This window comes from Thermaerobacter sp. FW80, from assembly GCF_004634385.1.
GTDB classification, from domain to species: Bacteria; Bacillota; Sulfobacillia; order Thermaerobacterales; family Thermaerobacteraceae; genus Thermaerobacter; species Thermaerobacter composti.
The window spans coordinates 367481-387761 of sequence record NZ_CP037895.1; the positions used below are offsets into that span (position 1 = coordinate 367481).

Annotated in this window: 15 protein-coding genes; 6 read left to right on the forward strand and 9 right to left on the reverse strand. The window is 74.4% G+C overall.

The features are described from left to right. Position 1 precedes the first annotated feature (1 nt). The 5 genes from E1B22_RS01510 to E1B22_RS01530 form a co-directional block, all read right to left on the reverse strand. A complete protein-coding gene (locus E1B22_RS01510; RefSeq protein ID WP_243123585.1) occupies positions 2–958 on the reverse strand; it encodes an MBL fold metallo-hydrolase in 957 nt (318 codons plus the stop codon). 143 nt (positions 959–1101) lie between these two features. Further along, the gene (gene treS, locus E1B22_RS01515; protein WP_243123587.1) at positions 1102–3057 is read right to left on the reverse strand and encodes a maltose alpha-D-glucosyltransferase; all 1956 of its coding nucleotides are present in this window, start codon (positions 3055–3057) and stop codon (positions 1102–1104) included. A 378-nt stretch (positions 3058–3435) separates the two neighbouring features. After that, complete coding sequence (locus E1B22_RS01520; protein ID WP_207669907.1) at positions 3436–4368, reverse strand: carbohydrate ABC transporter permease; 933 nt, start codon at positions 4366–4368, stop codon at positions 3436–3438. Next, positions 4365–5288, reverse strand: a complete 924-nt coding sequence (locus E1B22_RS01525; protein ID WP_207669908.1) for a carbohydrate ABC transporter permease — start codon at positions 5286–5288, stop codon at positions 4365–4367. Before E1B22_RS01525 ends, E1B22_RS01520 begins: the two co-directional genes overlap by 4 nt. Before the next feature lie 6 nt (positions 5289–5294). Further along, a complete protein-coding gene (locus E1B22_RS01530; protein WP_135224279.1) occupies positions 5295–6515 on the reverse strand; it encodes an ABC transporter substrate-binding protein in 1221 nt (406 codons plus the stop codon). A gap of 604 nt (positions 6516–7119) precedes the next feature. Here E1B22_RS01530 and E1B22_RS01535 point away from each other — a divergent pair. Next, positions 7120–8337: an ABC transporter ATP-binding protein gene (locus E1B22_RS01535; RefSeq protein ID WP_135224280.1), complete on the forward strand. Its 1218-nt coding sequence runs from the start codon at positions 7120–7122 to the stop codon at positions 8335–8337. Positions 8338–8393: 56 nt separating this feature from the next. Here E1B22_RS01535 and E1B22_RS01540 read toward each other — a convergent pair whose 3' ends face one another. From E1B22_RS01540 to E1B22_RS01555, 4 genes are read right to left on the reverse strand one after another with little or no spacing between them, the layout of a single operon-like run. Next, positions 8394–9431, reverse strand: coding sequence for a YjbE family putative metal transport protein (locus E1B22_RS01540; protein ID WP_135224281.1), 1038 nt, complete (start codon positions 9429–9431; stop codon positions 8394–8396). A gap of 3 nt (positions 9432–9434) precedes the next feature. Continuing rightward, positions 9435–10001, reverse strand: coding sequence for an adenylyltransferase/cytidyltransferase family protein (locus E1B22_RS01545; protein ID WP_135224282.1), 567 nt, complete (start codon positions 9999–10001; stop codon positions 9435–9437). Beyond that, the gene (locus E1B22_RS01550) at positions 9998–11350 is read right to left on the reverse strand and encodes a bifunctional heptose 7-phosphate kinase/heptose 1-phosphate adenyltransferase (protein WP_135224283.1); all 1353 of its coding nucleotides are present in this window, start codon (positions 11348–11350) and stop codon (positions 9998–10000) included. Before E1B22_RS01550 ends, E1B22_RS01545 begins: the two co-directional genes overlap by 4 nt. Further along, complete coding sequence (locus E1B22_RS01555) at positions 11347–12843, reverse strand: glycosyltransferase family 9 protein (RefSeq protein ID WP_135224284.1); 1497 nt, start codon at positions 12841–12843, stop codon at positions 11347–11349. The genes E1B22_RS01550 and E1B22_RS01555 overlap by 4 nt, the downstream gene beginning before the upstream one ends. A gap of 819 nt (positions 12844–13662) precedes the next feature. Between E1B22_RS01555 and E1B22_RS01560 the strand changes: the two genes are divergently transcribed. The 5 genes from E1B22_RS01560 (at position 13663) to E1B22_RS01580 (ending at position 20212) form a co-directional block, all read left to right on the forward strand. Next, positions 13663–14544, forward strand: coding sequence for a hypothetical protein (locus E1B22_RS01560; RefSeq protein ID WP_243123589.1), 882 nt, complete (start codon positions 13663–13665; stop codon positions 14542–14544). A gap of 658 nt (positions 14545–15202) precedes the next feature. Then, the gene (locus tag E1B22_RS01565) at positions 15203–15988 is read left to right on the forward strand and encodes a DeoR/GlpR family DNA-binding transcription regulator (RefSeq protein WP_243123592.1); all 786 of its coding nucleotides are present in this window, start codon (positions 15203–15205) and stop codon (positions 15986–15988) included. A gap of 116 nt (positions 15989–16104) precedes the next feature. Next, positions 16105–17589, forward strand: a complete 1485-nt coding sequence (locus E1B22_RS01570) for a four-carbon acid sugar kinase family protein (protein ID WP_135224285.1) — start codon at positions 16105–16107, stop codon at positions 17587–17589. Next, positions 17586–18686 carry a 4-hydroxythreonine-4-phosphate dehydrogenase PdxA gene (gene pdxA, locus E1B22_RS01575; RefSeq protein ID WP_243123595.1) on the forward strand — a complete coding sequence of 367 codons (1101 nt, stop codon included), beginning with the start codon at positions 17586–17588 and terminating at the stop codon, positions 18684–18686. The genes E1B22_RS01570 and pdxA overlap by 4 nt, the downstream gene beginning before the upstream one ends. 5 nt (positions 18687–18691) lie before the next feature. Beyond that, positions 18692–20212, forward strand: a complete 1521-nt coding sequence (locus E1B22_RS01580; RefSeq protein ID WP_135224286.1) for a GntP family permease — start codon at positions 18692–18694, stop codon at positions 20210–20212. Positions 20213–20281: the final 69 nt, after the last annotated feature.

The window sequence follows — 20281 nt, forward strand, 5'->3', positions numbered from 1 at the left end:
CTCACACCTTGCCCTGTGCCCGTCGGCGGTGGTAGTCGGCGATGCCGTGGGCGCAGATGTCCAGGTCCAGCGCCACCGCCGGTTCCACCTCCGCCCACTGCAGGCCGTGGGCCTCGGCATCCCGGCGGATGTGCTCCGCCAGCCGGCGCCGGGTCTCCTGCGGACTCGCGGCCCGGCCGTCCACCACGCCGCAGGCGACGAACCGCGGCACCTGCTCCTCCATGCGCTGGATCACCTCGTCGGCGGTCAGTCCCGTCGCCCCGAAGTGGGACAGCAGCATGGCCGCCGGGCGCAGCGCCGGCAGGGAGCGGGCCGAGCGGAGCATGGCGTCAGGGTTGAACTGATTGGGCGCTGTCGAGGGCAGCAGGTAGTCGCGGCCGATGCGCCGGGAGAGGGCGGGGTACCGCACCCCGAGCTCGTCGCCGCTGAAGAGGACGCCCGTGGCCTCATCGAGGATCATGAACTGGTGACGCGCATGGCCGGGGGCGTCGATGAAGCGCAACCGGTGACCGCCGCCCAGGTCCAGGGTGCCGTCGGCCTCCGGCGCCAGGATGCGCTCGGCCGGCACCGGCTCGGGGAGGCCGAACAGCTCCTCCAGGCGCTGGCCGAAGACCATGCGGGCCCCCTCCACCAGCCGCGTGGGGTCCGCCAGGTGCCGGGCGCCGCGGGGGTGCACCACCACCCGGGCCCGCGGCAGGTACCGGGCCAGGGTGCCGGCACCGCCGGCGTGGTCCAGGTGGATGTGGGTCACGACGATGTACGCCACCTCGTCTCGCGGGATGCCCTGCTGCTCGAGGGCCTCGAGCCAGGCCTCGACGCCGGCCTTGCCGCCGGTCTCGATCACCGCCGGGTGGGGCGCGCGGATCAGATAGCCCGCCGTGCGCTCCGCCTGGCCCGCCTCCCGCAGGTCGACCAGCACCGTGTCGGCTGCGACCGACGCGTCCGCCTTCTGGGCCACGACCTCACCCCCTGCAACGGCCTCCCGGGGAGAGAATACGCGACCCATCGCCCGGTGCCTGCCTTGCGGTCCCGCGGCGCCGGAGTCCCTCAGCGCCTCGGCAGGCTCGTCGCATCCGTCGCGGCTTTTGCCCGCCTTGAGGCTCAGCGCGGCTCTGGAATCTCACCCTCTGGACGCTTCAGGACGAACCAGTAGAACCCGTGGGGCCCCAGGGTCAGGAAGTACGGCCGTCGCTCGATGGGGGGCAGGGTCGCGCCCCCGAAGGCGTCCTCGGGCAGGCAACCGGCATACGCTGCCAGGTCCAGCCGAACCCCCTGGACGAACCGCGAGAGGTTGGCGACCACCAGGATCGCCTGGTCTCCCAGACGGCGGACGAAGGCCAACACCCGGCGGTTGTCGCCGGCGATCAGCTCGAGGTCGCCGCGGCCAAAGGCGGGGAAGCGCTTGCGCACGGCGATGAGCCGCCGCAGCCAGTTGAGCAGCGAGTCGGGGCTGGCGAGCTGGGCCTCGACGTTCACGGCCTCGTAGTGGTAGGGCGGGTCGACCACCACCGGCGCGCACAGCCGCTGCGGGTTGGCGGTGGAGAAGCCCGCGTTGCGCCCCCCGCTCCACTGCATGGGGGTGCGCACGGCGTGGCGGTCGGGCAGGTAGATGTTGTCGCCCATGCCGATCTCGTCGCCGTAGTAGATGACGGGGGTGCCCGGCAGCGAGAACAGCAGGGCGTAGGCCAGCTCCAGGCGCCGCCGGTCGTTGCCCAGCAGGGGGGCCAGGCGGCGCCGGATGCCCAGGTTCACCCGCGCCTGCGGATCGGCGGCGTAGGCCTGCCACAACTCCTCCCGCTCCTCCGGCGACACCATCTCCAGCGTCAGCTCGTCGTGGTTGCGGAGGAACAGCGCCCACTGGCACGCCGGGGCGATGGCCGGTTCGTCCCGCAGGACCTGGAGGATGGGCGTCGCCTCCTCGCGGGCCAGGGCGAGGAACAGGCGCGGCATCAGGGGGAAGTGGAAGGCCATGTGGCACTCGTCGCCCTGGAGGTAGCGGGCGAGCTCCGCCGCCGGCTCGTTGGCCTCCGCCAGCAGCACCCGCTCGCCGTACCGCGCCTCGATGTACGCCCGCAGCTCCCGGACGAAGGCGTGGGTCTCGGGCAGCCCGGCGCAGGCCGTCCCCTCGCGCTCGAACAGGTAGGGCAGGGCGTCGAGGCGGAAGCCGTCGACCCCCAGCCGCAGCCAGAAGTCCACCACCTTCAGCATCGCCCGGCGCACCATGGGGTTGTCGTAGTTGAGATCGGGCTGGTGGGCGTAGAAGCGGTGCCAGTAGTAGGCCCGCGCCACCGGATCCCAGGTCCAGTTGTCCGCCTCGTAGTCGGGGAAGATCACCCGCACCCCGCGGTAGCGGTCCGGGCTGTCGCTCCAGACGTAGAAGTCGCGCCAGCGGCTGCCGGGCCGCGCGCGCCGGGCCCGTTGGAACCAGGGGTGCTGGGTGGACGTGTGGTTGAGCACCAGGTCGGTGATGACCCGCATGCCGCGGCGATGGGCCTCGGCCAGGAAGCGCTTGAAGTCGCCCAGGGTGCCGTAGGCGGGATGGACCGCGGTGTAGTCGGCGACGTCGTAGCCGTCGTCGGCCAGCGGCGAGGGGTAGAAGGGCAGGAGCCAGAGGGCGGTGACGCCCAGCTCCTGCAGGTAGTCGAGCTTCGCCGTCAGGCCGCGGAAGTCCCCCGTGCCGTCGCCGTTGCCGTCGAAGAAGGTGCGCACGTGCACCTCGTAGATGACCGCGTCCTTGTACCACAGGGTGGGTGGAACCGGCTGCCCCGCCGCCGCGTCGGCCGACGGCCGCCCGCGACCGGCGACCTCCTGCCGCGGCCGGATCGAGAGGACGGCGGACGGGTCCCCACCCCCTCCTCGCTCCGGCGGCTCCAAGGTCGCCGTGCCCGGGGCGGCGGGCTGCCCGCGACCTCCTTCTTGTGCGAGCCGGTCCGCCTCCTGCGCGAGGGGCGCGATGCCGTCAGCCCCTCCATCCCCGCTGGACCGCGGTGCCGCCTCCGACAAGGTGGCCAGGCCTTCGCCCTGGCGGCGGGCGTCCTCTCGCCTCGGCGCCTGCACGCAACCGGTCCCCCTCGACGGGTCGGTCCCGTCCATGCTGTCCGGGCCAACATGCTATGCAGGCACCTCGCGACCGGTCAAGGACCGCGACCGTGCCACGGTCGCCGACCTGCCCCTCTCCGGCGCCGGCACCGGCGCGCTCCCTGCCGTTTTCCGGCGCACGCGCCGCCGGGCACCGTCCCTCGCCGGCGCACCAGGCCGTGCCGGGGGCCGACCGCCCCCCGGCCGCGCACCCGGCCATGCCGTGGGCCGACCGTCCCCCGGCCGCGCACCCGGCCATGCCGTGGGCCAACCACCCCCGCCCGCGCACCCGGCGGTGCCGTGGGCCGTCCGTGCCTCGCCCGCGCACCAGGCCTTGGGCCGCCGGGGGTGGACGCCTCACTTCAGCGTCCAGCCCACCAGCCCCTTGACGTAGTAGCGCTGCAGCAGCGCGAAGACCAGCACCGGCACCGCCATGACCAGCACCGAGGCGGCGGAGAGCAGCCCCCAGTCCACGTGGAACTGCCCCCGCAACAGGGGGATGCGCTGGGTGGCCACCAGCAGGTCGGGCCGGTAGATCAGGATCAGCGCCAGGAAGAAGTCGTTCCACACCCAGGTGGACTGGAGCGCGGCCGCCGAGGCCAGGGCGGGCAGGCTCATGGGCAGGATCACCCGGACGAACACCTGCCAGCGGCTGGCCCCGTCCAGCAGTGCCGCCTCCTCGACCTCCCGCGGCAGGGTGGCGAAGTAGTTCCGGAAGAACATGATCATCCACGGCAGCGCCCAGGCGGTGTGGGCGAGCACCAGGCCCGTACGGGAGTTGATCAGCCCCGCGTCCCGCATCATGCGGAAGAGGGGCACCGCCACCATCTGCTGGGGGACCGCCAGCAGCAGGACCACCGCCAGCAGCAGGGGACGCCGGGCCCGGGATCGGGAGCGGAGCAGCCCGTACGCCGCCAGCGAGCCCAGGAGGAGCGGCAGCAGGGTGCCGGGGATCGCCACCAGCAGGGAGTTCCACAGGCCCTGACCGATGGCCGCCGTGGGGTGGTCCAGGGCGCGGGTGAAGTTGTCGACGCTCAGGGTCAGCGGCTGGAGGTGCCACCAGCCGTGCAGCAACTCCTCCTGCGGCCGCAGGGCGCTCATCGCCACCCCGGCGAAGGGGATCACCCAGATCAGGCCGAGCGCCCAGGCGACCCCATGGCGGAGCAGGCTGCCGACCGCTCGCCGGCGGAGGGGCCGAACCCCGCGTCGGGGCCGGGAGGCCGCCGGGGGGCGCCCGCCGTCCGGCGTCCGCGGTGCCGGCATGCGCCGCTCCGCCGCTTCCTGGCTCACGCGCGCTCCCCTCCTTCCGCGGTGCGCAGGAACCAGACGCCGATGGCCAGCGTGCTGAGGGTCAACAACGTGGCCACCGCCGCCGCCCGGTGGGGATCCAGGGAACGGAACCCGTAGAAGTACATCTGCAGCGCCAGGACCATGGTCGCCCCGCCGGGCCCGCCCTGGGTGGCCGTGTACACCAGGTCGAAGATCTTCAGCTCCCAGAGCACCGTCATCGCCACGATGACGGCCGTCACCGGCCGGAGGGCGGGCCAGGTGATGTGGCGGAAGCGCGCCCACCAGCCCGCGCCGTCGACGGCCGCCGCCTCGTAGTAGTCGCGGGGGATCGTGCCGAGGCCCGCCGCGTAGAGGACCATGGCGAAGCCGGCCCAGAGCCACACGGAGCCGAGCACCAGGGCGGGCAGCGCCAGTTGGGGATAGGCCGTCCACGTCCGGGCCAGGGCGTCGATGCCCAGGGCGGCGAACAGGGCGGGGACCACGCCGGCGTTCTCGTCGAACAGGAACCGCACCAGCACGCCGCCGACGATCAGCGGCGTCACCATGCCCAGGAAGACGAAGGCCCGCAGCAGCGCGGCTCCCCGCACCTCCCGCAGCACCAGGGCCAGGACGAGCCCGACCCCTACCGTCAGGGGGAGGTGGACGACGATCCACACCAGGTTGTGCAGCAGCGAGCCCCACGGCGGTGGTTGGCCGGGGAAGCGGCCGGGGGCATAGGTCTCCGGGTCCTGCAGCACGGCGGCGAAGTGCTGCAGGCCCGCCCATCCGCCGCCGGGGGCGAGGAACGCCAGGACCAGCGTCTCGACCGCCGGCACGACGACCAGCAGCAGCACCAGGGCGAGGGCCGGCGCGGCCAGCCACAAGGGGTCCCAGCCGCGCCGGCGCCGACGAGGGAGCGCTCCGTTCTCGGCCTTCGCCACGGACCGCTACCTCCCGCGCTCCTGCTCAAGGCGCTCGAGGACCCCCTGCCACTGGTCGGGCTGGACCCACAGGAGCTTGAGCTGGTCCCAGAAGGTGCGCTGCCAGTCGCCGCCGATGGCGTCGTCCAGGTCGGGCAGCAGCTCCACGCCCTCCAGCAGCTCCGCCACCTGCCGGTCCACATCGGGATGCGCATCGGCGGGCACGTCGGTGCGGTTCGACAGCTTGCCGCCCTGCTTGGCGCGTAGCTCCATGCCCTCGCGCCCGATCAGGAAGGCCAGCAGCTCCTTGGCCTTGTCGACCCGCGGGCTGTGGCGCGGGATGAAGGCGTAGTCCGTCGCCGCCACCATGCCCTTCGTCCCCGGCAAGGGGAACACGCCCAGATCCGAGGGGTCGTCCACCATGCCGGTCAGCCAGTTGCCCATGAAGTAGAGGCCGTACTCGCCCTGCCACCAGAGCTCCGCCGCCTGGGTCCAGTCCATGGGATCGCTGAAGTACTCCAGCGCCGGGACCAGGCGGTCGCGGAACACCGCCTGCACCTCGGGGTCGGTCCAGGCCACGCGCCCTTCGATCAGGCCGCGCTGCAGGTCGGGACCGCCGAAGGCGATGAGGAAGTGCTCCACCACGTCGGTCAGGGGCCAGCCGGTGCCGTCGCCGCTGACCACCGGGGCCTGGATGCCCTCGATCCGGTCCAGACGCTGGAGCAGGGCCATGAACTCCTCCCACGTCGTGGGCGGCTCGAGCCCGTGCTCGGCGAAGAACGACTTGCGGTACCAGAACCCCGGCTTGACGGTCAGGGCGTACGGCACCGCCACCACCTTTCCCTCGGCCTCCGCCGCCGGCATGCGGAAGGCGGAGGCCTCCGGCTCCCAGATGTCCTTGAGGTCGACGGCGTGATCGGCGTGCTCCTTGACCCACCAGTCCCACATGAAGATCACGTCGCCCGGCGCCGTGCCGGCCTCGAACTGCGCCGGCAGCACCTGGGCGAGATCCTCGGCGCGCTGGGTCTGGTAGCGGATCGTGACGCCAAGGCGCTTCTCCGCCTCTTGCAGCACGGGCAGGAACTGCTCCATCTCGGGACCCGCCCAGGGCCCGATGACCGTCAGTTCACCCCCGCCTTCCCCGGCGGCACCCTGCTGGTCGCCGGCGCCTGTGCCACCCCGGCCGCAGGCCGTCACCACGAGCGCGACCGCCGCCAGGATGGCCAGCCATCGCCAGATTCCCCGCATGTTACCACCTCCGGAGGGACTTGCCGAGGCGAAGGAGCACCCCCCAGGTCCTTTTACCACAAGCGGGCGGGAAGGCCTCTTCGCCCGGGGGGGCGCGTCGGCACGCGGAGGTCCGCGCCGGCGAGCCCGCGAGCTGACGGAATCCGCCGGAGGTCCCGGCCGCCGCGGGTCGTCGCAGCAGGAATCGACGCCGTTCCGTGCGAATCCGTTCCGTGCGAATGTTGCGATGGTGTGAAGCGCAGGTTGCGCCGATCGCAAGCTGCGACCGAGCGCAACCATAGTATGGAGGCTGCGCTGTCCGTCATGCGGCACCCCCGTCGATCATGCGGCACCCCGCCCATGGGGGATGCCGCCGGGAGGGGGCTCTGGAAAGCCCTCGGTCGGCGTCGGGCGCCGCGACGGTGAAGAGCGCAAGGCGGCAAGGTGAAGGGCGCACGGCGTCAAGCCGGCACGGCTGTCCAGGCGCTTCGCTCCGCATCGGCTTCGGCTTCGTCGACGCGGCCGCGGGGGTGCACGGAGTCGACGCGATCGCTGGAGTGCGCGTAGCGCCTCGGCGGCGAACCCTTACGGCAAGACCGCTTGCCTGCAGATGGGGGATGGGTGGATGGCACGGGTCCAGCTGGTGGAGGTGACCAAGCGCTTCGGTTCCACCGTCGCCGTCGACCGGGTGTCGCTGGACATCGCCGACGGCGAGTTCCTGGTGCTGGTGGGACCCTCGGGCTGCGGCAAGTCCACGCTCCTGCGGCTGATCGCGGGACTCGAGGACGTGACCGAGGGCGAGATCTACATCGACGATCGCAACGTCAACGACGTCCCGCCCAAGGATCGGGACGTGGCCATGGTCTTCCAGAACTACGCCCTCTACCCGCACATGACCGTCTACGACAACATGGCCTTCGGTCTGCGCATGCGCAAGGTCCCGCGGGACGAGATCGACCGGCGCGTCCGCCAGGCGGCGGAGACGCTGGGCCTCACCCACCTCCTGAAGCGCCGGCCGGCCCAGCTGTCCGGCGGTCAGCGCCAGCGCGTGGCCCTGGGGCGCGCCATCGTCCGCGATCCGAAGGTGTTCTTGATGGACGAACCCCTCTCCAACCTGGACGCCCAGCTGCGCGTGCAGATGCGCACGGAGCTGGCCCGCTTGCACCAGCGCCTGGGCACCACCACGATCTACGTCACCCACGACCAGGTGGAGGCCATGACCCTGGGCGACCGCATCGCCGTGCTCCGCGACGGCAAGCTGCAGCAGGTGGCCACGCCCCACGAGATCTACGCGCGTCCGGCCAACGTGTTCGTCGCCTCCTTCATCGGCTCGCCGCCGATGAACTTCGTCCGGGGACAGGTGGAGAGCCGGGAGGACGGCGTCTGGTTCACCGGCGAGGGCCTGACGTGCCGGCTGGAGGGCGAGCTGGCGGAGGCGGCCGCCGCGTACCTGCGCACGGGCGACGGGCTCGGATCCTCGGACGGCGACCGTGCGGGCGCGTCCGGCCAAGGGCGTCGCGACGCCATCCTGGGCGTCCGACCGGAGCACGTCCAGGCCCGCCTTGCGGACGAGGGGTCCGTCGCCGGGACGGGAGCCTCCGGGGGCGCAGCCGGCCAGGGTCCGCACCTGGTGGCCACCGTGGAGGTGGTGGAACCGCTGGGGGCGGAGACGTACGTCTACGTCACGGCCGGGTCCCTGGCCCTCACGGTCCGGGTCGACCCCCGCATGGTGTTGCGGCCGGGCGATCGGCTCGCCCTGACGCTGGAGACCGGCCACCTGCACCTGTTCGACGCCGCCACCGAGGCGTCGGTCTGGCAGCTGGCCGCAGCGGTGCCGGCGTAAGCCCTCCTTGCCGGCCGCGGCCCCGCAGGGCTGCGGCCCTCCGGGCGTTGCCGGGGTCACGTTTCCTCCGGCCCTGCCCCGGGACGGGTCGGGTCGCCGACGGGACGGGCGGGCGGCGCGGTGGGTTGCGCCGCGTCCGCGGGCGCCGGTGCGGGGCGCCACCCCGCGGCCGCCGGCCGGCCGTCGGCCGAGCCGGTGTCGCCGCGGGCGGGTTCGTCCGCACGGGAAGGGCCGCTGGAGCTGGAGCCACCGCGCGGGATGGTTCCGTCCACCCGTCCCGCAGGGCCGGACCGCCCTTCCGATGGCGCGTCGCCTGCGGCCGCGCCGGTCCGCTTCAGCGCCTCGTCCGCCGGCACGGGAGCCTTGCCCGCGGGCACAGGAGCCTCGCCTGTTCCCACGGAAGCTTGGCCTGTTGGTGCGGGAGCCTCGCCGCTCCGCACGCCCTCCAGGATCAGCAGACCCGCCAGCAGCAGGGTCACCAGGACGTGGGCGGTCAGGAGTACGCCTTCGGACACGCCGGCCAGCGCCTGGTGGACCACCCGGTCGTCCATCACCATCTCCACGGCGACCCACACCAGGATGGCGGCTCCGGCATAGACCAGCCACGGCCAGCGGTCCATCAGGCCGCTGAGGAGCGAGCTGCCCCAGACGATCAGGGGCACCGACAGCGCGAGGCCGGCGAGCAGGAGCCCCAGGTGGCCGCCTGAGACGCCCACCAGTGCCAGCACGTTGTCCAGGGACATCACCACGTCAGCCAGGATGATGGTCTGGACCGCCTCCCAGACGCTCCCGGCCGCGCGCACCTCCTCGGGACCGCCCCGGTCGTCGGTCACCAGCTTGCGGGCGATCCATAGCAGCAGAAGACCGCCCAGCGCCTGCAGGAGCGGGACGTGCAGCAACCAGGTGATGGCGGCCGCCAGCACCAGCCGCAGCGCCACGGCGCCGCCGGCGCCCAGCCAGATGGCCTGGCGGCGCAGCCGCCCCTGCAGCCGCCGCGCCGCCAGGGCGATGACCACCGCGTTGTCCCCGGCCAACAGCAGATCGACGAACACCAAGCCCAGGAACCGGGCAGCGGACTCCCAGCCCTCCGTCACCCCTCATGCCTCCTGTGGGGAACCGTCCGCCTGCGGGACGGGATGGGGAGAAGCCCTGCCACGCCCCTCGCCCGCGGCGCCTTGCGCCAGGGCCCGCGCCAGCAGCCCGGTGGTGGACAGGCCGGGTTCGGGCGGGACCAGCACCACCCGCGCCCCCACCTGGCGGGCCGGCTCGGCCTCGGGGAGGGTCTCGAGGCGGTAGTCGCCCCCTTTGACGTACCACTGCGGGCGCACCGCGCGGACGAGCCCGGCGGCGGTGTCCTCGGCGAAGACTACCACCCAGTCCACGCATTCCAGCGCCGCCACCAGCAGGGCTCGCTGGCGGGCCGGGACCACGGGCCGCCCGGGCCCCTTGAGCCGACGTACGCTGGCGTCGTCGTTGACCCCCACCACCAGGACGTCGCCCAGGGACCGGGCGTGCTCCAGGGTGCGCAGGTGGCCCACGTGGAGCCAGTCGAAGCAACCGTTGGTCAGGACCACCTGGGCCGCGGGCGGCAGGGCGTCCAGGTGCCGTCGCAGGGTGGCCAGGTCGACCACCTTCGTCGCGGCGGCCCGCGGGGCGGCGTTCATCCCGTGGCCCCTCCCGGCGCAGGGTGGGGCGTGCCGTGGGGGGCGTCCTGCAGCGGCCCGGCACCCGCGGCTGGGAGGGTCCCTGCATCGGCCGCCCCCACCCAGGCTTTCCAGGCCTCTTCCAGCTCTGCGGCCGTGACCGGCTCGGTGCCCGCCTTGCGGACGGCGAGGCTGCCGGCCAGGTTGGCGAGACGCGCTGCGCCCACCACGTCGAGCCCCGATCCCAGGGCCAGTGCCAGCACGGCGGCCACGGTGTCACCGGCCCCGGTGACGTCGTAGACGGCGGCCGGTCGCACCGCGGGGATGGCGATGGGCACGCCGTCGCCCGGATCGACCAGCATGCCCTCCGGTCCGCGGGTCACCACCAGGGCGCCGAAGCGCCCCCGCCCGCGGACGACGGCGGCGGCGCGGCCCAGGTCGTCAGCCGTCAGCGGGCGACCCCACACCTCGGCCAGCTCCTCCACGTTGGGCGTGGCCAGGGTGGCGCCGCGGAAGGCCAGCAGGCGGTGGCGGGAGTCGACCACCACGGGTCGGCCCCGTGCCCACCGCGCCAGGCGCGGCCAGAGGCGGGGCGCCAGGTCGCTCAGGCCGTAGTCCGCCACCACCACCGCATCCGCCGCGCGCACCGCCTCGCGCAGAGACCGGGCGAAGGCGGCCCAGGCGGCTTCCTCGGGGTCGTTGCCCGCGCCCTGGGGCGGGACCGAACCGGCCGCCCGGCCCGCGGAGGCGAGCCACGCCCCGAGCCCGAAGCCGGCTCCCGCCCGCTGCGGCAGCACGTCGAGGCGGAGGACCTGCTGGGCCGGCGCCGCCGGCGGTGCGGCGACGAAGCGAGCCTTGAGGGGCGTCTGCCATCCCCGGGGCACGGGGGCGGCCAGCACCTCGACGCCCGCGCGCCCCAGGGCATCGACCACGGCCCGTCCCCACGGGTCGTCGCCGAAGGGCCCCGCCAGGACCACCTGCCCGCCCAGGGCAGCCAGGCTGCGGGCGCAGTGGGCGGCGCCCCCCGGCATGATCTCCTGCCGGTCGTACTCCAGGATCAGCACGGGCGCCTCGCGCGAGATGCGCCGCGGCACCCCGTACACCCACAGGTCGGCCACCGGGTCGCCGACCACCAGCACGCGGCAGGGGCGGGCGCGGGTCCGCCAGACCGGGTATGGGGTGGAGCCGGCCTCCCGGGCACCGCCGCCCGCCGTGGCAGGCGCCGTCGCCACCCCCGACTCGGCCTGGCCGGCGGCACCGCCGGCCAGGGGCGCGGGTTGTCCCGGGTGACCCTGCCCGCCGTGGGCCGGCGGCGCCGACCGCCCGGCCCCGCCCGGTGCCACCGGCCGCTGACGGCGTACCCCCGTCATCCGCCGGCACCCCCGTCGCCGGCCGAACCACCGGTCGCCTCGGCGGCCGCCGGGCCAGGCGCCCCGGGCCGGCGGCCAGCGCCCAACAGCTCGCCGGCCGCCGCCACCACCGCCTCCACGCCGATGGTGGCCATCGCCTCGCAGCGACACTCCGCCGCCTGCAGGTAGGCGAGGGGGCCGTTGAGCCAGCGCACGCAGCGGCGGCCCCGCAGGCATGGGCCCACCAGCACCCGGTGCCGCGGGTCGAGGGGAGCGAAGTGCCGCGGCTCGGAGGGGCCGAAGAGGGCCACCACCGGCGTGCCCACGGCGACGGCCATGTGCAGGGGGCCGCTGTCGTTGCCCACCATGAGGTCGACCCGCTCCAACACCGCCGCCGTCTCCAGGAGGGCCAGGCGTCCCGTCAGGTCCAGCAGCGGTGCCCGCTGGACCCGCTCCCGGATGGCCGCCGCCAGCGGCACGTCGCCGGGGCCGCCGACCAGGACCACCCGGGCGCCGTAACGCTCCGCCAGGCGGTCCGCCAGCAGGGCGAACCGATCCACGGGCCAGCGCTTGGCGGGGAAGTGGTCGGCACCCGGGTGCAGGGCCACCACGGGCCCGTCCCCCGGCAGGCCGGCCAGCAGCGCCGCGGCGCGGCCGCGTTCGTCCGGACCGGTGACCAGCTCCATCTCCAATCCACAGGGCGCGCAACCGAGGCGCGCCACCACCTGGAGGCAGTACTCGATGGCGTGGAGCTCCCGGTCGGGCGCGGTGCCGCCGAGGGCGGCCAGGCGGCGCCAGGGCCAGCGCCAGGCGCGCTCGGTCCCCCCGTCATCCGCCCGGCCGAAGCGCCGGCGCAGGTGGACGGAACGGCCCACCGGGGTCCCGCCGAACTCTGCACCCCCACAGCCCTCCGTCGCCCCGCGTCCGTGCCGAGCCCACCACCCCTGGACCGCCGCGACCGGACCCGGCCCTGCCGGCGGTCCGACGAGTCGCCAGCGACGGCCGCCCGCCACCGGCAGCCGTCCCAGGGACGCCCGCAAACCCGTCCGTCGGTCGGCGGATCGCGCCGCACCCCTGGCGGGGGGCAGCCGACCGGGACGGCGGAAGCGGCCGAGACCATGGAAGCCCACCCGCACCCGGGCGCGGAAGAAGGGCGTCACCCAGCTGCCGAAGTGGGACAGGCCGACGCCGATGTCGAAGCGCCGGTCCAGCATCCGGACGGTGGACAGGGCCAGGTCCCAGGCGCCGGGGCAGGCCACCACCTCGTCCAGGTGCGGGTTGTGGCGCAACAGCGGCTCGTTGGCGGTCCAGCACAGCGCGGTGATGTGGGCGCGCGGGAAGTGCCGCCTCAGGGCACGCAGGGCCGGGGTGGCGAAGAGGGTGTCACCCAGCGGGCAAAGCAAAACGACCAGGATGTCGGGAGCCGCCCGGGTGCCGTCCGGTATCCCGTCGGCACCGGTGACGTCCCGGGAGGATGCCTGCGAGGATGCCGGCAGCGTCCGGCGCCCCGTCATCGGTGGCACCTCCAGAGCGATGGCTCGTCCGCACGACGTCGGGCCGGGGGGAAGGATCCCACCCCGGCCAGGCGCTCCCTACCATTTTAGCAGGGTTGCCGCCCGGCCATTTTCGCAGGGTTGGCGGGTTGGCCCCCGGCCACCGCGACGAGCGGGTCGCCACCGGGGAGGGGGCCACTGGCGATGTCCCGCGGACCGGGGCCGGCTGCGACGGACGGCCGCCGCCGGTGCCGCGGGCGAAGGCGGCGCCGCCCGTGACCACGACGGCGCCACCGCCAGCACCGCCCCGCGCGCCTGGCCGCCGGGTGAAGAGCCCGTGCGCGGTTGGCGAGCTGGCGCTGGACGGATGAACCGCTGGACGGAGCGACGCACGCTCCTGGACGGCACGACGCACGCTCCGGCTGCCGTCGCCGGTCGGGAGGCTGCACGCCGACCGGGGCAGGATCGAATGGGGAAGGCTCTGCCGCTCTGGGGAAGGTTGGGGGGAAGAACGAACCGGCTCGCAGCACGAACCGGACCCCGTGAGGCACGCCGCGTTGCGGGTGAGGACCGGGGGCGGGGCGGCCCGCCGGGTGTCCGGGCGGCCCCGCCCCGAGCTCCATGTCCCATGATAGGCGGACTCGCGCCGTCCAGCCACGGATCGGCGGCAAAGGGTGGCCCGGCGCCGGCCAGCGGCCGGCACCAGGGGGTCAGCGGCGGGCGGCACCGGCGTCCCGCGACCCGGGGCCCATCGAATCGATGGCGATGCCCTGTGCGATCGCCGCGGCCCGGCGGTGCAGACTGGAGACGGCGCACCCTAGACGGAGAGGAGCGGTGGGCATGGCCGGAGCGGTAGGCATGGCCGAGGGATCGCGAACGGACGCGACGGGCGGGTCGACGGCGTTCCGGCAGGCCGGCTGGCTCCTGCTGGTCGGCGGCGTCTTGGCGGCCGCCAGCACGGCCCTCCACCCGGTCACCCTGAACCCGCGCGATTCGGCGGCCGTGCTCGACGCGGTGCGCGCCAATTCGACGCGGTGGATCGCCGTCCACGTGACCCTCGGCGTCGGCGTCGCCGCGTGGTCGCTGGGGTGGTTCGCCGTCTACCAGGGGCTGCGGGACGCGGGCCGCGCCCGCTGGAGCGGGGCCGGCGCCATGCTGGCGGTGGCGGCGCTGGCCGTTTGGATCCCGCTGCTGGCCCTGGAGGCGGCGGGGCTACCGCTGATCGCCCGGGCCACGCCCCCGGGCCACAGTCCCCTGGGGTGGAACGCGGCCTGGCCGGCGACGCTGGCTGGCGGCTACGTGGCCACGGGGCTCTACTGGCTCGCCGGCATCGCGGCCGCGTGGGATCTGGCCGCGCCCCCGGCCGGCACCCCGGGGGGCGTCGCGACGTCCCCGGCTGCGGCCCCGGCGGGCTCCTCCCGCCCCGAGGCGGATGGCCCTGCGGGTGCCCGGCCGTTGCCGCCGGCCGACGCCGGCGGCAACGGCCGGCGGGAGCCACGCCGGCAGGGGGCGGGGGGTCCCGCCGTGCCCCTCGGGATCTCGCTGGCCGCGCTGCTGCCCGGCCTCCCGGGCATGGCCATCGCCTGGTTCATCCCGGCCGTCGCCGTGCCCGTGCTGCTGGCGACGCTGCTCCCGGGAGCCCTGTGGGCGCTGCTCCTCGCCTGGCGGATGGTCATGCGCCGCGGCGGGCCGCCCGGCGCGGTGCGGGGCCGCCCGCGGTGAGGCGCCCTCCCCTGAACCATCACTATCTGATTCAGACAGCCGATCCTTGCGGATCGGCGGTGCCGGTCTTCCCCGGCCATGAGCCGGTGCCGGCTTCCCGCTTCCTCTGGGAGCACCTGCCGGGCCGCAGGACTTCCGTCCCGTCCACGGGCGTTTTCCGTCTCCGGACCACTCCCCGCACGCGCTGTTCTCAGCCCCGATCGGGCGGGAAGGGACCCCCGGGCAGGCACCCGATCGCTGACCGATCCCAGGTCGCCCCCCTCGGTACCGGCCGCTCCGACCCCAGCCTGGCCGCCATCTCGCAGCCGGCAGCCACCCCATCCATTTCCGACTCGGAAGGGCAGACGCCCGGCAGGAACCCAGCCCCTGGGCAGCGAAAGAAACGAACACCAACGTACATTTTCGCATCTTATCGCACAGTCTATGTTACATGTGCGCACAAATGCGGGCTCCAGGCTGGACACAGGCCGGGCACCAAGGGGCCAACCCGAGGGCCCAGCCGGGGCTGCGGCCAGCACGCCGCCCGAGGGGCGACCGGCGGCGGGCACCAACGGGACGCGCGGGGCCGGCGGCGGGTCGGGGCCTGGTCTCGCGGTCGGTCGTGCACCCTGCGCGCGGCGATGCCGGCGGGGGTGACGGCTCGAGCGTCCAGGAGGCGGTGGGTCCGGTGCTCGCGGAAGAGCGGCGCCGTCAACTGCTGCAGTGGCTCGAGGAAGAGGGACGCATCCAGGTGACCGACGCCGCCCGACGGTTGGCCGTCTCGCCGATGACGGTGCGCCGCGACCTGGAACGGCTGGAGGCCGACGGGCTGCTGGTCCGTACCCGCGGCGGGGCGCTGCCGGTGGGCACCGCCACGCCCCGGGAGCTGCCCTACGCCTCCAAGCGCGCCCGGCAGGTCGAGGCGAAGCGCAAGATCGGCCGGCTGGCGGCGAGCCTGGTGCAAGCCGGGGAGACGGTGGTCCTCGATGCCGGTTCGACCACCCTGGAGATCGCCCGCCACCTGCCACCCCGGGTGGCGCTGAAGGTGGTCACCAACGACCTGCTCATCGCCCGGGAACTGGCGGACCGCGAGGACATCGACGTCTACGTGACCGGCGGGCTGGTGCGGCGGGGCGTCTACAGCCTGCAGGGACCCGAGACGGAGGCCTATCTGCGGGCGACCCACGTGGACCGCGCCTTCCTGGGCGCCGACGGCGTCGACGCCGTCTACGGCCTCTCGACCACCAACCGGCAAAAGGTCCCCGTCAAGCAGGCGATGCTCGCCGCCGCCGAGCACACCTACGTGGTCGCCGACCACACCAAGCTGGGCCGGCGCGCCTTCGCCCGGTTCGCAGCCGTCGGCGAAGTAGGCGCGTTGATCTGCGACGAGGAGGCCCGCACCGCGTGCCCGTCCCAGCTGGCAGCCCTGGAGGAGGCGGGACTCGCCATCCTGCTGGCGACGTGACGACGAGACCCGCCCGCGACGGGCATGACGGGTAGGGGGCGGCGCTCGCGGCGGGGAGGGGAAGGCCTTGGAACCAGGCGCAGGAGGGCCAGCCCACCGGGCAAAGGAGGGCCAGCATGTTTGGGCTCGTGGCCGACGACGTGACGGGAGCCAACGCCACCGCGGCCCGGGTGGCGGCCCGGACCGGCATCCCAGGTCGGGTGGTGCTGGATCCCGGGACGTGGACGGCACCGGCGGCAACGGATGACGCAGACCCCCTTGCAGCCGCGGCGGACGCCGAGCCGTCCCTGCACGTGGTCCCCACCCACTCCCGGACGGTGGAACCGGCCGAGGCCCGCCGGCGCGTGCGCACCGCGTTCCTCGGCCTGCGCCGGCGAGGATGTCGACGCTTCGGCAAGCGCATCGACAGCACCCTGCGCGGCAACCTGGGCGCCGAACTGGCGGGGGCCCTCGATGCCCTCCCCGGCCACCTGGCCGTGGTGGTCGCGGCCTTCCCCGCCTCCGGCCGGGCCACCGTCGCGGGTCGCCTGCGGATCCACGGCGTCCCCCTCTTGGACACCGAGGCGGCCCGGGACCCCGTCACGCCCGTCACCGACGACGACGTGGCCCGGCTGCTGGTCGCCCAGAGCGGGCTCGACGTCCGGTATCTCCCGCCCGGGCCCGCCGGGTACGGCGACGACCTGCCGGAGCGGCTGGCGAGGCTGCACGGCGCAGGGGTCCGCGCCGTGGTCCTCGACGCCACCACCGACGACGACGTCGAGACCCTGGCTGCCCTGGTCGCCCGCGCACCCGTGCCCGTGCTGGCGGTGGATCCCGGTCCGTTCTTCGCCGCCTGGCTCGCCCACCAGCCCGAGGTGGGCGCAGCCGGGGCGGGGACGCGGACCCCTCCCGCCCTGGCGGCCGCGACCAGCCCACCGCCGCTCCGGGAACGGGGCCCCTGGCTCGTGGTGGCGGGCAGCCTCACCACCCTGACGGACCGGCAGCTCGCCGCCCTCTGCCGCCGCTGGCCGGTGGCCCGTCTCCGTGCCCCGCTGGACCAGCTGCTGGCGGACCCGGAAGGCTGCGCCGCGACCCTGCTCCCGGCCGTGAACGCCGCCCTCGAGCGGTGGGGGCTGGCCGTCGTCGAGACGGATCGCCGGCAGGTGCTGGGCGGAACGCAGACCGGTGGGTCGGTGAGCGGTGGGGCCGCCCAGCGGGTGGCCCACGCCCTGGGACGGATGGCAGCCCAGCTGACGGAACGGCTGCCCCCGCTGGCCGGGCTCGTCCTGACGGGTGGCGACACCGCGGCGGCGGTGGCCACCGCCCTGGGGGCGGGCGGACTGCACATCACCAGCGAGCTGGCGCCCCTGGTGGCGGGCGGCTCGTTGGAAGGCGGCCGCCGGTCGGGGCTCGCCGTGATCACCAAGGGCGGGCTGGTCGGCGACGACCATCTGCTCATCCGGCTCCTGGAGCACCGGGTGGGTCGCGCCGATCCCGCCACGGCCCCCTCCCACGCCGGGGAGGGCGCGGACCGGTCGGACCCGCGCGCGGGGGCCGGTTCATCCGACCCGGGGGCCGGGCCGGTCCCTGGGAGATTGACGACGGAGGTGCAAGGCCGGTGAAGGTGGAGCCTCGGGACCCGGCAGTGGATGCGGAGCGGCCGCTGGTGGCTGTCACGCTGGGCGATCCGGCCGGCATCGGACCGGAGATCGTGGTCAAGGCCTTGACGGACCCGGAGGTCTACCGGGTGCTGCGGCCCGTGGTCATCGGCGACCGGGGGGCGGTCGAGCGGGCCCGCGCCCTGGTGCCGGACGCCCCCGCCGTGCGAATGGTGGCAGACCCTGCCGAGGGTGCCTACGCACCCGGCACCCTGGATCTGGTCGACCTGGCCAACGTGCCGGCCGACCTCCCCCTGGGAAGGGTGCAGGCGGCGGCGGGGCGCGCCGCCTACCAGTTCATCGAGCGGGCGGTCGCCTGGGCCCTCGCCGGCAAGGTCGACGCCGTCGCCACGGCCCCGATCCACAAGGAGGCCCTGCGGGCGGCGGGCGTGCCCCACATCGGCCACACGGAGATCTTCGCGGAGCTGACGGGCTCGCCCGAGCCCCTGACGATGTTCGAGGTGGCGGGCATCCGCATCTTCTTCCTGACGCGTCACGTCGCCCTGCGGGACGCCCTGGACCTGATCCGCAAGGACCGGATCGTCGCCACCGCCCGCGCGGCGTTGGCCCACCTCCGCGCCCTGGGCCTCGCCGAACCGCGGCTGGCCGTGGCGGCGCTCAATCCTCATGCCGGCGACGGAGGTCTGTTGGGCCGGGAGGAGATCGACGAGATCGCGCCGGCGGTGGAGGCCCTCCGTCGGGAGGGGCATCGGGTCGCGGGTCCCGTACCGGCCGACTCCGTGTTCCACCTGGCGCGACAGGGGGCCTTCGACGCGGTGCTGTCGCTCTATCACGACCAGGGCCACATCGCCGCCAAGAGCATGGACTTCGAGGGCACCGTCAGCGTGACCCTCGGCCTGCCGTTCATCCGGACGTCGGTGGACCACGGCACCGCCTTCGACATCGCCGGCACCGGCAAGGCCAACGCCGTGAGCATGAAGCGGGCGATCCTGACGGCCGGTGAACTGGCCCGGCGGTGGGCGACCCATGGCAGCGCCGCCCGGGCTGCGGCCGGTTCGACCGCCGTTGGCCCTACGGCCACCGTCGAGAGGGGAGGGTGATGGCCATGCTGTCGGACGGAGCGCAGATGGTGCTGGGCCTGGTCGTCGGGGTTTCGGCCCTCATCCTGATGATCCTGCGGACGAAGATCCACACCTTCCTGGCGCTGATCGCCGCCGCGGCCCTGACGGGCCTGGTCGGTGGCATGGCGCCCGGCGACCTGGCCCAGGCCATCACTCAGGGGTTCGGCAACACCCTGGGCAGCATCGGCATCGTCATCGGCTTCGGCGTGATGCTCGGGCGGATCCTGGAGGTCACGGGCGCCGCCCAGCGCATGGCGCTGACCTTCCTGCAGCTGTTCGGCCGCGGACGCGAGGAGTGGGCCCTGGGTGCCACCGGGGCCGTGGTGTCGATCCCGATTTTCTGCGACTCCGGGTTCGTCATCCTCTCGCCCTTGGCCCGGGCCCTGGCCCGGGAGGCCGGCAAGCCGGCCCTGGGACTGGGCGTCGCGCTGGCAGCCGGCCTCATGGCGACCCACCACCTGGTTCCGCCCACGCCAGGTCCCCTGGCGGCGGCCGGCACCTTCGGGGTGGACCTCGGGCTGATGATCTTCTGGGGGCTGGTGATCGCCGTCCCCGTGTACCTCGTGACGATGCTGTACGCCCGCTGGCTGGGCCGCTGGGCAGCCACCCGGGGCATCACCCTGGAGGCCGGCCCGCGGCATGACCCCACCACCGCCGGGAGCGGGGCGCGGGCGCAGCACGGGGCTACCGCAGGGCCTTCCGCGGCCGGACCGGCGGGGCTGCCGCCCATCACCGGGGGCTCCGAGGTCAGCGCGGCCGTGAACCGCGGCACCCTGGCCGGTGGTGCGGCCGGGGCGGGAACCGCCGGCGCCGGGAGCCTCGGCGGGACAGGGGATCCGGACGAGCTGCCCAGCGCTTGGCGTGCCTTCGCACCCATCCTGGTCCCCGTCCTGTTGATCTTCCTCAACACCACCCTGTCGGCGATGGGCGCCCAGGGACCGGTGGCGGCGTACCTGATCTTCCTGGGCAACCCCGTGATCGCCGTGGCCATCGGTCTCTTGCTGGCGGTGTACGGTCTGATGGGTCGCGCCTCGCGGGACGAGGTGCTGCAGCGCGTGGAGGAAGGGGTGGCTTCGGCCGGGATCATCATCCTGGTGACCGGCGCGGGAGGCGCGCTCGGCAACGTGCTGCGGGCCAGCGGCACAGGCGACTTCATCGCCCAGCAGATCGCCCAGATGCCGCTGCCGCCGCTGCTGCTGCCCTTCCTGGTCGCCACCCTCGTCCGCCTGGTCCAGGGGAGCGGCACCGTCGCCATGGTGACGGCCGCGTCCATCACCGCACCGATCCTGGCCTCCCTGGACGTGGCGCCGGTGATGGCGGCCCAGGCGGCGGCCGTGGGATCGATGGTGTTCTCGTACTTCAACGACAGCTACTTCTGGGTCATCAACCGCACCCTGGGCATCACCGACGTCAAGACCCAGCTCCTCACCTGGTCCGTGCCGTCGACCCTGGGCTGGCTCACCGGCTTGCTGGCGCTGCTGGTGGTCAACGGCCTGTTCTTCTGATCTGAGCATCCTGTTCCCCGGACGAACGGCGCCCGGCGCGGGTCGCCGGTAGAACGGCCGGCGGGGCGG

What these genes read in the sequence shown, in the direction of transcription:
- E1B22_RS01530 (WP_135224279.1), bottom strand. Translation starts at nt 6,515, where the DNA reads ATGCGGGGAATCTGGCGATGGCTGGCCATCCTGGCGGCGGTCGCGCTC.
- E1B22_RS01535 (WP_135224280.1), top strand. Translation starts at nt 7,120, where the DNA reads ATGGCACGGGTCCAGCTGGTGGAGGTGACCAAGCGCTTCGGTTCCACC.
- E1B22_RS01545 (WP_135224282.1), bottom strand. Translation starts at nt 10,001, where the DNA reads ATGAACGCCGCCCCGCGGGCCGCCGCGACGAAGGTGGTCGACCTGGCC.
- E1B22_RS01550 (WP_135224283.1), bottom strand. Translation starts at nt 11,350, where the DNA reads ATGACGGGGGTACGCCGTCAGCGGCCGGTGGCACCGGGCGGGGCCGGG.
- E1B22_RS01555 (WP_135224284.1), bottom strand. Translation starts at nt 12,843, where the DNA reads ATGACGGGGCGCCGGACGCTGCCGGCATCCTCGCAGGCATCCTCCCGG.
- E1B22_RS01560 (WP_243123589.1), top strand. Translation starts at nt 13,663, where the DNA reads ATGGCCGGAGCGGTAGGCATGGCCGAGGGATCGCGAACGGACGCGACG.
- E1B22_RS01570 (WP_135224285.1), top strand. Translation starts at nt 16,105, where the DNA reads ATGTTTGGGCTCGTGGCCGACGACGTGACGGGAGCCAACGCCACCGCG.
- E1B22_RS01580 (WP_135224286.1), top strand. Translation starts at nt 18,692, where the DNA reads ATGCTGTCGGACGGAGCGCAGATGGTGCTGGGCCTGGTCGTCGGGGTT.